Origin of the sequence: Paenibacillus sp. 32O-W, assembly GCF_007679495.1 — a bacterium.
GTDB classification, from domain to species: Bacteria; Bacillota; Bacilli; order Paenibacillales; family NBRC-103111; genus Paenibacillus_L; species Paenibacillus_L residui.
The window spans coordinates 19,840-33,758 of sequence record NZ_VEGP01000022.1 but is presented as its reverse complement, the minus strand read 5'-3'; the positions used below and the strand labels follow the sequence as shown (position 1 = coordinate 33,758).

Genomic DNA, 13,919 nt, shown 5'->3' with positions numbered 1-13,919 from the left:
TCTATTGAGTAAGATTATAAATTAATTTTTGCGCAAGTTATGATTGTTGGACGGCCTGCACAACTTCCTCCAGCTTCATACCTCTGGATGCTTTGAACAGAACGGCATCTCCGGGGAGTATGGCGGAAGTAAGCGCCTCGATCAGCTGCTGGCGGTCATTAAACCACTGCACCCGTTCATGGCCAAGCTTCCGCCCGGCTTCTTCCGCAATATAATAAGATAAAGGACCATAGGCGAATACCCGGTTAATCTCCTCGGGATCCAGCAGCCGGCCTACCTCCCGGTGAAATTCTTCCTCTTCCGGGCCCAGCTCCAGCATGTCTCCAAGTACGATCATTTTCCTCTGGTGTCCCTTTAAAGAATGAAGCAGGCGAATAGCCGCCTTCATAGCTGCAGGATTGGCGTTGTAGGCATCATTCAGCAGCAAGGCGCCGGATGCCGAGCGAACGATTTCGATCCGCATTCCGGACATTTCTACCTTCTTCAGACCTTCAACTATGTCTTTATCTTGCACTCCCATGTATTTGGAAACTGCGATTGCCGCCAGCGCATTAATGACGTTATGTTCTCCCAGCAGCGGAAGGTAATAGCCCGGTGAGTCCGGCCAATTAATATGAAAATGCATCCCATCGGTATCCTGCAGAATAGCGGTCGGGTAAATGTCATTGCTCTCGGAGAGCCCGAACCGGTAACGAAGCATCGAATCCGGATGCGGCATATTCGGATAAGTACGTTCAATCAAAGGTTCATCGCCGTTGTAGACAAAAAAACCATCCTTCTTCAAACCGCTTAAAATCTCGGTCTTGGCCTTCGCAATTTCCTCCCGGCTTCCCAATTGCAGCAAATGCGCATCGCCGATATTGGTAATAATAACGGCCTCCGGCTCCGCCAGCCTGGACAGCAGCTCAATCTCTCCGCGTCCGCTCATCCCCATCTCGATAACGGCCATTTCGGTATCCTCGGCCAGCTGCAGGAGAGTCAATGGTAGCCCGATATGATTATTCAGGTTTCCTTTGGTCTTATGAACACGATAAGTGGTTGACAGAATGGAAGCTGTAATGTCCTTCGTCGTCGTTTTGCCGTTGCTGCCCGTAACCCCGACAATGCGGACGGGCAGCTGATCGCGGTAAGCCTTGGCCAGCCGCTGAAGGGCAGCGATCGTATCTTCAACCATTATTACCGGGCGCCCTGCCGGGGGCTGTCCTTGGTCCTGCTGCCATAGCGCCGCCGCCGCTCCCTTGTTAAAAGCTTCTTCCGCGTATGCATGACCATTGAAATTGTCCCCTACGATGGGAACAAATAAATTGCCTGGCTGGATGGAACGGCTGTCGGTGGAGACTCCGCAGATTTGCAGACTCTCCGAACCGTTCATATGGCCTGTTCCGTTAACCATTTGATCAATTTGAGAAAAAGAACGATTAATCACGATTCAATCCCCTTATCGCTTCACCAGCGACCTCCCTGTCATCGAAATGAAGGACGGTCCCGTTAATGATCTGATAGGTTTCGTGCCCTTTGCCGGCTATTAGAACAACATCATTGGGCCGAGCCATCTCGATTGCTTGATAGATGGCATCCTTCCGGTCAGCGATTTTGCTGTATTCCGATGACGCAAGACCCGCTTTCAGCAAGCCCGGCTCAATATCGTCCAGAATACGCTCCGGATCTTCCGATCGCGGATTATCCGATGTCATAAAGACAAAGTCGCTGTATCGGGCGGCAATTTCCCCCATTAACGGCCGTTTACCGCGGTCTCTGTCGCCACCGCAGCCAAAAACGGTAATCACCCGGCCCTCCACAAACTCGCTAATCGTTTTTAATGCGTTCTCCAGTCCGTCGGGGGAATGGGCATAATCAACCAGTACGAGGAAATTCTGTCCTTCGTTCACCGGCTCCATCCGCCCCTGCACGATTTCCATCTCTTCTAAGCTATTCTTCACTTGTTGAAGCGGTACACCTTCCAACAAAGTTGCGGCAACCGCCCCCAAGGCGTTATATACGTTAAATTTGCCTATAAGTTTCAAGTGGACGGGAACATCTCCGCAAAAAGTGGACAGCATAAAGGAAGTGCCGGCAGAGGTAAACTGAATGCCGCTGGCTCGCACATCCGCTTCCTGATGAATGCCATAGGTGACAACCTGCGCGGAGGTCATGGCGGCAAGCTCGGCGGATGCCGGATCATCAACATTAAGCACGGCATATTTCCTGTCGGATTCATGAGGGGAGTACTCGTTGCCCAGTCTGGAGAAGAACAAGCCTTTGGCCGCCAAATAACGGTCCATCGTCTGATGATAATCCAAATGATCCTGCGTCAGATTGGTAAACAGCGCAGTGCGGAAGCGGCAGCCCTTCACCCGGCCCATAGCCAAGGCGTGACTGGAAACTTCCATAATGCAGTACCCGGTTCCGACATCCCGCATCCGTCTGAAAGCAGCCTGCAGATCGGCCGCATCCGGGGTCGTATTTTGGGTAGGGTAGGTTTTGTCTCCGATTCTCATCCCGATGGTCCCCAGCAACCCGGTAATCTGGCCATAATCGGACAAAATTTTGTCAATAATAAAGGTAGTCGTTGTCTTGCCGTTCGTGCCCGTTACTCCTATAACCTTCATTTCATGGCTGGGATAACCGTAGAAATGGTCGGAGATAATCGCCATCGCGGTTCTTGAATCTTTGACATACAGCACCGGGGCGGCAATGTCCAACGGACGTTCCGCCACCAGCGCCGCAGCCCCTTGGGTTATTGCCTGCCCGGCATACTCGTGACCGTCCTGCGCGGTCCCCGGCAGACAAATAAACAAATCCCCAGGCTTCACCTTGCGCGAATCCGTCTGGATGCCGGTTATCTCCGTTTCTTCTGCTCCGGTTATGCGGGAGCCAACGATGAGAGATGCAAGTTCTTTAAGCTGCATCGGATATCCTCCTCGGTTTGACTGACTCTGTCTATATCGATCCGGCAGCACCGGATCGAATAACATCTTGATTAAATATATATGGAGCGAACTGCAAATTACGATCACTTTTGTGCCGGGGGCCCCGGATCCTGATCGGACAAGAAGATCCTCACCGTCGCTCCTTGATCCACCTTCGTTCCCGGTTTGGGAGCCTGACTGATGACATAATTCCCGCTGCCGGATTTGGCGATGTTCAAGTCGGAACGGATATCTTCGTAAATCTCTTGTACAGTAGCTCCTATCATATTAGGAACCTCAACCATCTTGGGTTCGCCATAACGATATTCTTTCTCTATTTGGTCTTTGCGAGGCTCTATTTGCATATACCGCAGAGCATCGCTCATTATATTTTTGACAATCGGCGCAGCGATCAAACCTCCGAACTGGATTCCCTGAGGGTTGTCTACCGCAATATAGACAACCACTTTCGGATCGTCTGCGGGCGCGAAGCCAATGAACGACACGATATGTTCATTAGGAGAATAGCGGCCGTTGACCACCTTCTGGGCGGTTCCCGTCTTCCCGCCGACCCGATAGCCTTCTACGAATGCATTGCGCCCGGTCCCTTTGGCCACTACACTTTCCAGAGCTTCCCTGACCAATTTCGACGTATTTTCTGAGATTACATTGCCTACCAGCTCGGGCTGTATGGTTTCGACGACCTCGCCCGTCTCCGGATTATACCACGCTTTAGCCAGATGGGGCTTATACAGCTTGCCTCCGTTAATAGCTGCCGACACGGCGGCCACCTGCTGAATGGGGGTAACAGAAACTCCTTGCCCGAATGATGTCGTGGCCAATTCTACCGGCCCTACTCGCGAGGGCTTAAATAATATCCCGTTCTCTTCCCCGCTCAAATCAATTCCGGTCTTCTGTCCGAAGCCGAACCGTTTAATATAATCAAACAGCAAATCTTTGCCGAGCCGCTGGCCCATGACAACGAATCCGGGGTTGCATGAATTTTCCACCACCTCAAGGAAGGTTTCGCTTCCATGTCCTCCCCGTTTCCAGCATCGCAACCGGGAGCCGGATACTTCAATATGGCCCGGATCGAAAAAATGCTCGTTATGAAGATCGACCTTTCCTTCCTCCAAAGCGGCGGCGAGCGTAATGATTTTAAAGGTCGATCCCGGTTCATAAGTCATCCAGATGGGCAGATTCCGATTATACACCTCGGACGGGTATTCGCGAAACCGGTCGGGCTCATAAGTAGGCCGTCCGGACATAGCCAGGATTTCTCCGGTATTCGGGTCCATCATCAGCCCGATAATATGATCCGCCTGCAATTGCAGCATCGCTTGATCCAATTCCCGCTCCAAGACCGATTGCAGGTAATGGTCGATCGTTAACTGCAGATTGAGTCCATCTCTGGGATTCACAAATTCATCCGAAGTGTTCGGCATTTCGCGTCCTGCAGCGTCGGACAGATAGGAAATATTCCCGGCCTGGCCGGTCAGCAGTTTATCGTACCTCGCTTCCAATCCCGTTAGCCCCTGATTGTCTATTCCCGTAACTCCGAGAATATGGGCGGCGAGGGATCCGAACGGATAATACCGTTTGTTATCCTCGGCAACAACAATACCCGGGAGATTCATGGCGCGAATTTCCTGAGCTTTCTCCTCCGTAATCTTCCGTCCGGCAGGCTGAATTTTCTGGATGGACTGCCTTTTCGTAATTTGCTCGTAAATTTTCTCCTCCGAGCCCTGCAGCGCTGCCGCCAACCGGGATGCGGTCATTTTGGGATCCTTAATCTGCGCGGGGATGGCCATGACCGAAGGGGAACTGACGTTATAGGTTAACCGCACCCCGTTGCGGTCCCAAATTTCTCCCCGTTTCGCGGCAAAGGGAATGTTCCTTCTCCATGAATCCTCTGCCATTTCGGCCAATTCCGAACCTTTCCACAGCTGAACATATGCCAATCGTATCACTAATGCTAAAAAAATCAATATTCCGGCAAGCATGGCTATCCACAGCCTCCGCCTGACGGTTACACTGGAAACTCGCATGGACGAAATAACCCCCTTTGTCCCGTCAAGATCGTTCATAATCCAGACTATTCGGGACAACCAGGGGTTAGAACAACTTGTCTCGAGACTTCGGGCAGATCTCATCTGTTTTTATCTAGGAATTTTTCGATGGATCGGCATTCTTCGAAGGAACCGGTTCATCCGATGAATTATCGGACTTGTCCGTTTTGTCATCGGATTTACGATCGGATTTGTCATCCGGTTTATCCCCGGCCTTATCCTGACCGGTATCTTCCCGAGATTGACCGGATGAGACACCGGAATCGTCCGCTGAAGGCGAAGAAGCTTCATTCCCTGATTCTTCTCCCTCCTTCTCCTGCTCCTCCGTTTCCTCCTGGACATCCGCATTCGGATTGAGCGGCTTTAATTCCAGAACAACCGATTTGGCTCCCCCGCTCTCCGCAGCGGATTGAGCCGTTACGTAGCCCGAACCTTTGAATTGGCAATCGGCTTCGAGAAATGTACAGATCTCCATCGCTTCCCGCATCGATTTTCCTGTCAGATCGGGTACCTGCAGTTCCCCAATACTTTTGGAAGCCAGATAGACAACTTGGGAACGGGAAACTTCGCGTCGGGGCTCCGGGTACTGCTTAACGACTGTTTCGCCTTCTCCAATGACTTCCGCGGTCAGGCCGGATTGGCCGAGAATGGTTTTCGCATCGGCCAGCGTCTGGCCGGTGACGTTAGGAACGACCAGCGAGGACGTTCCGGCGGAACTGGACTCCAACGAAGTATCTGCCGGGACATTTAAATAATTGAGTGTCTGGACGGCAATCTCTTTGAAGACCGAAGTGGCCACCTCTCCGCCCAGACGGTAGTCCCCTTTCAGGTTAGGCTGATTGACCAGAACCGTAATCAAAATGCGGGGATTGTCCAAGGGTGCATATCCGACGAAAGAAACGAGCCAAGTATCATTCGAATATTGCTTCTCTCCCTCAGGAACGATGTTCGCGGTCCCCGTCTTCCCGGCCACCTTATAGCCTTCAATATAAGCATGGCGGCCCGAGCCTTTCTCCTGATTCGATATCGTCTGTTCCAGATAAAATCCGGTCAGCCTGGCGGTTTCTTCGCTGACGACGCGGCCAATCTGCTGCGGCCCGAAGGATTGTACGACCTCCCCGGTTACCGGATCAATAATTTCCTTTACCAGATATGGCTTCAATAGTATTCCGCCATTGGCAACGGCCGCATAAGCCGCCGTCTGCTGCAAAGCGGTGGCGGTTACCTGCCCCTGGCCGAAGGTGGCGCGGGCTACGTCGGAAGGATATTGCATGTGAATTCCGCCGGAAGCTTCGTTCGGAAGTTCAATTCCGGTCTTCTGCCCGAAGCCGAACCGATCGATATATTCCTGAAGCTTATCCTTACCCATCTTCTCGTACCCCAGCTTGGCGAAAGCAACGTTACTCGACCGCAAGAGTCCGTCCAGATAAGTGATAGGCCCCCAGCCTACGCGATTGTGGTCATGCACCGGATAACCCGGAACGGCCAGCTGACCCGATTGAAACCAGTCATTCGGCTTGAACAACCCTTCCTCGATAGCACCGGCCAGCGTAACCAGCTTAAAGGTCGATCCCGGTTCGAACTGGGACGAGACGGCGTGGTTGATCAAATCCTTCTGGCTGTCGATCTCCCAGTACCGATTCGGATTGAAATCCGGCAAGCTTGCCATGGCCAAGATTTCCATCGTTGCCGGATCTACCGCAATGGCCGTCATATTTTTCGGCTTCCATTTGTCATACGCTTTGCGCATGGCGCTCTCCGTGTAGAACTGAATATTCTGATCAATCGTTAGACGGAGATTCATGCCATTAACCGGCGGCGTATAGGAAACTTTCCCGTCCGGCAGCTCGACACCAGTCCGATCCCGCTTGCGGGTTATATCGCCATCGGTACCCATCAACTGCTCGTTGAACATTATTTCGAGACCGCTCTTGGCCTCTCCTTCCAAATCGATGTAACCGAGAATATGCGAGGCCAGCCGGTTGTTCGGATAATAACGCTTCTGCGTTTCTCTCAAGTAAATTCCGACACTGTTTTTGTCGGTAATTCTTTTCAATTCATCAATAAAGGCCTCCAGCTCATCCTTCTTATCGGCATCTACTTTGTAGCCCTCATTGCGTATTTCGACTTCCCGCAGGAAGGCGGTTCCGTCTTTGTTTTTCTTGGTGACCAAGCCGTAAATTTTCTCTTCCAGCTTGGCAAGACTCCCTTCTTTCTCCGAAACGTTCAATATTTTGGCAAGGCCTGCGGCCACTTCCCTGGCGATTCCCCGTTCGTTTATTATCTGGGGATTAACCGTCACGTTGTAAGCGGCGGAATCTTCGGCCAGAGCCTTTCCGTTGCGGTCTATAATCATCCCCCGCTTGGCCCGAAGAACCTCGCTTTCCTTCCAACGGATTTCCGCCTCGCTTTGCAGCCATGAAGCTTCGACCACCTGTATCCAGTAGACTCTGCCAATCAAACCGATAAACAGCAGTGAAAAAACCAACCCGATGAGCAAAGATCTGACTTTTACTTTTTTTGTCATAGCGGTCCTCTGCTTACGGGTTAGTTTGTGATCCGGCGTCATTACCCGACGGAGCAACCGTCAAGGGGACGCGCACAATTTGCTCCGGCTTAGGGGAAGTCAAGCCGTTCTTTTCCGCTTCCAGCTTAATCCGGGTTAAATCGTTCATTTTATCAATCTGCTGTTTAAGGCTGTTGTTGGAGATTTCAAGCTCCCTGATTTGAGTTTCTACTTTATGAATTTCGCTGTTGAGCTGATAAATCAGCGCATAGCGCCAAAGTACGATTCCCGCCACAGTTACCAATAACGAAATGATGAACAAATAGAACAACTTTTCCTTGATTGGAATCGTTTTGGCGCGGTATACCGCTTTGCGGTTAGGTTTAACCCTAACCTGATTTTCTCGCTCCTGCTTCAATGCCGAGCTGCCGTGCATATAGGACGCCAATCTCTCCTCCTCCTTCTCTGCGGTTTATATCTTCTCCGCCACCCTCAGCTTGGCGGATCGTGCCCTGGGATTATTCGCTAGTTCTTCTTCAGACGGCAGTACAGGCTTGCGGTGAACAAGGCGCACCACAGGCTCTCTGTGACACACACAGACCGGCAGATCCGGCGGGCAGGTGCAGCGGTTCGTCAGTTGAGCAAACCATTGCTTGCAAATGCGATCTTCCAACGAATGGAAGGTGATAACGGAAATTCTTCCTCCCGGAGCAAGACAGTCCACAGCCTGCTCCAAAGCATCCCGGAATGCGCCCAGCTCATCATTAACCGCTATCCGCAATGCTTGAAAGCTGCGTTTGGCCGGGTGCGGTCCGGTTCTTCGGGCTGCAGCGGGAATGCCCTCCTTAATCAGCTCCGCCAATTGGGAAGTAGTACGGATCGGCTCCTTCTCCCGGGCCTGCACGATTCGTGCGGCAATTCTTCTCGAAAATTTCTCTTCGCCATATTCAAACAAAATGCGGGCGATCTCGGATTCACTCCAGCCGTTAACTATGTCTTTGGCGGTAAGCTCGGACGATTTATCCATACGCATATCCAGCTCCGCATCCTGGTTGTAGCTGAAGCCGCGGTCTGCTTCGTCCAATTGTGGGGAGGAAACGCCCAAATCGAACAGTATTCCATCGACTTGAGGGTTATCCCCGTTCATCGGAACGGCGAGTCCGCTAAGGACCTCCCTTAAATGGCGGAAGTTGCTCTTGACGATCGTCAGCTTATCTTCATAACGCTCCAGCCTCTTCCTTGCATGGAGGATGGCCTGATCATCCTGATCGAAAGCAATCAACCGCCCTTGAGGTCCGAGTCGGGATGCGATCAGCTCGCTGTGCCCCGCTCCTCCCAGAGTGCAATCGACGTAGATCCCGTCCGGTTTAATATGTAATCCTTCCACAGCTTCTTCCAACAGTACAGTGATATGATGAAACACCTTATGATCCTCCCGGGTCTGAAATTAGGATGCACGAATCCAAAGGGCGTGCCGACCGGCTCGACGTGGCTACAGATCAAAATTAAAGTCGACCAGCTTCTCGGCGATTTCGTTAAATGATTCTTCCGACTGCTGGAAGTAGTTTTCCCAAAGGTCCTTGCTCCAAATCTCCACGCGGTTCGATACGCCCAACACGACGCAGTCCTTCTTGAGTTTGGCGTATTCGACCAATATGTTCGGCAAGTTTACCCTTCCCTGTTTGTCAAGCTCGCATTCGGTCGCTCCAGAGAAGAAAAAACGGGTAAACGCCCGGGCATCGGATTTCATCAGAGGCAGCGATTTGAGCTTACTCTCCAACACTGCCCATTCCTGCATGGGGTAGACGAACAAACAATTGTCCAATCCGCGGGTAACAACGAATGTAGAGCCGAGGGCTTCACGAAATTTGGCGGGAATAATCATTCGCCCCTTCTCATCTATGCTGTGCTGGTATTCCCCCATAAACATGAGCTGGCTCCCCCTTTCCCACCACTTTGCCCCACTTTCCCCCACTTAAAAAGGAATATTCTCTATTATAGCAAAAAATCCTGCTAATCCAAGCAAGTTATCCAAAACTTTTTGAGGTGAAATGTCCCTTTGATTTAAACAAATTCCATTCACTCCATAATTAGGCAATTCGAAAAAATAAAAAGGACCGCACGATTAAGTACGGTCCAAAAATGCTATTCTTATTATTTCCAATAAGACACTCGGCTTAAGACCCGGCTTCTTTCGTCCCAAACCTTAAGCTTGACTGCCGTCCCGGGGCCGGTTTCGATTATTCGTGGGCCGCCCAGCTGTCCAAGTAATCGATCTGCTCCTGAGATAGTCGATCAATCGAGATTCCGAGCGATTCCAGTTTGAACCGGGCAACTTGCTCATCCAGTTCATAAGGAACATTTACTACCTTATTGCCGATTTCTTTATACTTTTCATTCACATATTTCAGAGACATAGCCTGCAGAGCGAAGGTCATATCCATAATTTCAGCGGGGTGGCCGTCGCCTGCCGCCAGGTTCACCAGCCGGCCTTCCGCCAGAATATAGAACTTGCGCCCGTCGGCCAGCTTATACTCTTCAATGTTGCGTCGAACGGTCCTTTTGGAAACAGCCAGTGCCTCCAATTCCGGTTTATTCACTTCGACGTCGAAATGTCCCGCGTTGGACAGAATGGCTCCGTCCTTCATAACCTTGTAATGCTCGCCGCGAATGACATCGCGGTTACCGGTAACGGTGACGAAGAAGTCGCCTACCTTGGCCGCCTCCAGCATGGGCATTACCTGGAAGCCGTCCATGTACGCTTCCACCGCTTTAATTGCATCGATTTCGGTAACAATTACATTGGCTCCGAGTCCCTGAGCACGCTTGGCCACTCCCTTGCCGCACCATCCGTAACCGACCACTACAACGGTTTTGCCCGCGACTACAAGGTTGGTCGTGCGGTTGATGCCGTCCCATACGGATTGACCTGTCCCATAACGGTTATCAAACAAATATTTGCAGAATGCATCATTGACGGCCACCATCGGGAACTGAAGCTGGCCTTCTTTCTCCATGGCCTTCAAACGAAGAATACCGGTCGTCGTTTCCTCCGCGCCGCCGCGGATGTTCTTCAACAAATCCCTGCGTTCGGAATGGAGGATCGAAACCAGATCGCCGCCGTCGTCGATCAGTAAATCCGGCTCCGTCTCCAATGTTTTGATCATCAGCTCTTTATACTCTTTCGGATCGGGATTATATTTGGCAAAGACGGTAATTCCGTCTTCCACCAATGCGGCGCAAACATCATCCTGGGTGGACAGCGGGTTGCTTCCGGTAATGGCTACCTCCGCCCCTCCTGCCTGAACGACTTTCGCCAGGTAGGCCGTTTTGGCTTCCAGATGCAAAGAAATGGCTACCTTCAGTCCTTGAAAAGGCTTCTCCTTCTCGAACTGCGCTTTGATCCGGTTCAATACCGGCATATGTGCGTCAACCCAATCAATCTTTAGATGTCCTTCCGGCGCCAAGGACGGATCGGCGATAATGCTTCTTTCTTTCGTATTCATGAACATCCTCCTAACATATATATGCTCCGACAAAAGTCGGCCTTGCTCAGTTCCAGCCGTATGGCGTCTAGAAATAAATAATCGAGTGAACCGGCCTAAGCGATAGCGGCTGGCGAACCAGCTCATCCAGCCAATCCGTGCCATACTTGTTCAAATAGGAAAAAATATTATACACTCTTTCCTGGCTCCGGCCAAGCGGAAACAAGGTCAGACGGATTCGCTCCAGTTGTCTTATAGCGGCTTCATGCTGGGCCAGACTCGCTTCCGTGGAACGGGTCTCGAGAAACTCGATTTGCTCCAGTATTTTCTGCTCATTGGCTTGGCCCAGTTTGGCCATTCCGGGATTGATAGAGCCGACCGTTTCGAGCAGCGGCCGATAAAGCTTGGAGAACTGTTCCTTCACTTCCGCAAAGCGCTCCTCCAGCCTTAGCTCGTCTTTCTCCCTCAACCATTCCTGCTTCTTCTCTTCAAACCGATGCTGAACATCATCAAGAGTCAGTCCGAATTTGTCCATATGCTTCTGAATGGTCCCCTCTAACAGGGTATGCTCCCTGCGGGGCAGGAGAATCGGCATCTGCATCCCCATTGTATCAAAGATGGGGCGGGTCATTCCCCAATAGGCAATTTCCCCCGGCCCCAGCACGGCCCCCAGAACCGGAAGCAGGTAATCCTGCATGAGAGGGCGGGTCATTACATTATTGCTGAACCGCTCCGGGCTCTGCGAAGCCAGCTCCACAAGCTGCGCCAGATCGTAACGCCTTTCTTGCTTCCGGTCCGTGAGACCGTCTCCGCCGCGATACAGAAGAACTCTCTCTCCGTTCTCCTCGAACACAAATAGATGAGCGCTATCCGGATGGGCTTCCGCCTGAGGAATATACCCGAGGTTCTTCACCTGCTCCGAACCGCTAAGCGCCGCTTTGTTCACTTCGGCATGCTTCTCCAGCAGGCGGGCAAACATCGGACCCTCGAGCTTGCGGATCCCCGGATCATCGGAGTCCAGCAGCACAAGCCCATGCTTGCCGAACAGCCATGCCATGATTCGTCCGAAAAATTCGCTGAGCGTAGACGATTTACCCGCGAGCTCCATCAGCTTCTCCAGAAGAGGGGCTTTAAACTCGGTATCTATCAGACTGTGATCCAATTGAGTCAACGCATCCTCCCAATTGTCGATTACAAGCCTGCTGACCGAAGTCCGGCCTCCCGAAGGATTGTCCAGCTTCAGCTTCTGTACCTGCATCTGCTGTGTCAGGACATAAGTATGGTTGACTTCATCAAAATCATGATCTTCGCCGGCGATCCAGAATACCGGGACAACTGGACGATTCAGCCTCTCCGCTGCGTGCCTTGCCGCCTGAATAATAGTGGCCGCCTTATAAATGACCAGCAGCGGTCCGGTGAACAAGCCCGCCTGCTGTCCACCGACAATAACGAGCGTTTCCGGACGGCGGAGCAGCTCTAACGATTCGAAGCTCTGCGGTTCGTTCCCGAGCTTGTCGTTATAACGGATAAGATTGTGTACCAGTTCCGTCCGGTTGGCGGACAAACGCGGTTGATCGAGCCAAGCGGCCCTTCTTTCCCAGCTTGTTTCATCCCATACGTTATACTCGTATATATCACGCACCCGTTCGAAGTGATGCTCATAATCCTCGGCCAATGACTGGCCGGCTTTCCGTTCATAAGGTTCCAGCTTCATCGAACGGCCCCCTTGTCATTAAGGTATGTATAAGTGATAGTGATCAGGTTCAATTTGATTGTACACATCCCGGTTATTTTAGTCAAAATCACTCCTCTGCCTCCATCCCCTTAATTAAATGATATAAAGCCCGATGGGTCGGTGCGTCTATTCCTTCTTCACGGGCTATCCTGACCAGGCTTCCGTTAATCCAGTCAATCTCCGTCCTTCGCCCGGCAGACACATCCTGCAGCATGGAGGAATGATTGGCAGCGGTCCGTTCACATACGTTCATGATCTGTTCCCATAAATCTTCATCCAACTGAATGCCTCTGCTTTCAGCCACCGTTCCGGCTTCCGCCAGCAAAATTTGGGCGAGCTTTACAAGCTCCGCATTATGAATCAAAGCGCCGTTCCGTATACCAAGCAAAGCGGTTAACGGATTGACAATCGAATTAATGACCAGCTTATTCCAGCTATACCTTTCAATATGATCCGTCCATCGGGCATCGAAACCGGCCTGGTGCATGATCTGAACCAGCTTTTCTTCATATGGACGGTGTACGGGCGACATTGCAGCAGAACCCCGCCGTAATGCTCTGCCGATGCGCGTCACTCCCATTCCCGTATGCTCCACCTCTACAGAAGATCTTCTGCGGGCGCCCTCGGTGGTAACGGCCAAATATATAGCGGTCGAAGGAAGTGCTGACGGCAGCAATTCCTCGTGCCCTATTCCGTTCTGAAAACCAACTACACCTGTATGAGTTCCGACCTGACGGGAAAGCCACTTCAATACGCGTTCGTCCAAATCCTTCTGCTTGAGGGCCAGAAGAATCCAATCGGGCTTCGATTTCTCCGCAAATGCTTCTTCTTCGAAAGAAGACACCTCCGGCTTCACTATCCGCCGTTCTCCTTCCAGCGAAATAACGGATAGCCCTGAGCGTGCGATCTCGGCAGCCTGGACAGCGGTCCGGCAAACGATCTCCACACGAACCCCTATACTATCCGCACCTGCCAGCTTGCCGGCCAGCAGCAGCCCGACCGAGCCGCCTCCGACAACTCGAATATACATAGAAATCATCCACTTTCGGTTTCTGTACAATCTTATTTATAATTGGCAGCCGCTTCACGTACTGCGAAACAATGCCGGGCTTTCAATCGTTGTTATCTCCGATTTCTATCGAAAGTAATCTCTTTTTATAACGGCCCACTTTTATATAAGCAAATAATCTTACAGCTTCATCGTACTTCTTATTC

At 51.5% G+C, this 13,919-nt stretch carries 10 protein-coding genes; all 10 read right to left on the bottom strand.

Translation table 11 applies throughout. From position 1 onward, the window contains the following. Positions 1-37: 37 nt before the first annotated feature. The 10 genes from FS806_RS10960 to FS806_RS10915 all read right to left on the bottom strand — a co-directional run bounded on the left by FS806_RS10960 (position 38) and on the right by FS806_RS10915 (position 13,734). The gene (locus FS806_RS10960) at positions 38-1,426 is read right to left on the bottom strand and encodes a UDP-N-acetylmuramoyl-tripeptide--D-alanyl-D-alanine ligase (protein ID WP_144935841.1); all 1,389 of its coding nucleotides are present in this window, start codon (positions 1,424-1,426) and stop codon (positions 38-40) included. Beyond that, positions 1,419-2,909 carry a UDP-N-acetylmuramoyl-L-alanyl-D-glutamate--2,6-diaminopimelate ligase gene (locus tag FS806_RS10955; protein WP_144935836.1) on the bottom strand — a complete coding sequence of 497 codons (1,491 nt, stop codon included), beginning with the start codon at positions 2,907-2,909 and terminating at the stop codon, positions 1,419-1,421. Before FS806_RS10955 ends, FS806_RS10960 begins: the two co-directional genes overlap by 8 nt. A gap of 104 nt (positions 2,910-3,013) precedes the next feature. Continuing rightward, the gene (locus FS806_RS10950; protein WP_144935833.1) at positions 3,014-4,957 is read right to left on the bottom strand and encodes a stage V sporulation protein D; all 1,944 of its coding nucleotides are present in this window, start codon (positions 4,955-4,957) and stop codon (positions 3,014-3,016) included. A 115-nt stretch (positions 4,958-5,072) separates the two neighbouring features. Next, positions 5,073-7,505 (bottom strand): penicillin-binding transpeptidase domain-containing protein, encoded by a 2,433-nt coding sequence (locus FS806_RS10945; protein WP_186328319.1) that lies wholly within the window; start codon positions 7,503-7,505, stop codon positions 5,073-5,075. Positions 7,506-7,518: 13 nt separating this feature from the next. Continuing rightward, positions 7,519-7,932 (bottom strand): cell division protein FtsL, encoded by a 414-nt coding sequence (gene ftsL, locus FS806_RS10940; RefSeq protein ID WP_144935827.1) that lies wholly within the window; start codon positions 7,930-7,932, stop codon positions 7,519-7,521. A 24-nt stretch (positions 7,933-7,956) separates the two neighbouring features. Next, positions 7,957-8,907, bottom strand: a complete 951-nt coding sequence (rsmH, locus tag FS806_RS10935; protein ID WP_144935823.1) for a 16S rRNA (cytosine(1402)-N(4))-methyltransferase RsmH — start codon at positions 8,905-8,907, stop codon at positions 7,957-7,959. Positions 8,908-8,976: 69 nt separating this feature from the next. Continuing rightward, positions 8,977-9,414, bottom strand: a complete 438-nt coding sequence (gene mraZ / locus FS806_RS10930) for a division/cell wall cluster transcriptional repressor MraZ (RefSeq protein WP_144935819.1) — start codon at positions 9,412-9,414, stop codon at positions 8,977-8,979. Between the two features lie 310 nt (positions 9,415-9,724). Next, a complete protein-coding gene (locus FS806_RS10925) occupies positions 9,725-10,990 on the bottom strand; it encodes an adenosylhomocysteinase (protein WP_144935816.1) in 1,266 nt (421 codons plus the stop codon). Between the two features lie 67 nt (positions 10,991-11,057). Further along, on the bottom strand, positions 11,058-12,683 hold the full coding sequence (gene bshC / locus FS806_RS10920; protein ID WP_144935813.1) for a bacillithiol biosynthesis cysteine-adding enzyme BshC: 1,626 nt from the start codon (positions 12,681-12,683) through the stop codon (positions 11,058-11,060). Positions 12,684-12,771: 88 nt separating this feature from the next. Continuing rightward, positions 12,772-13,734, bottom strand: coding sequence for a ketopantoate reductase family protein (locus tag FS806_RS10915; RefSeq protein WP_186328318.1), 963 nt, complete (start codon positions 13,732-13,734; stop codon positions 12,772-12,774). Positions 13,735-13,919 lie beyond the last annotated feature (185 nt).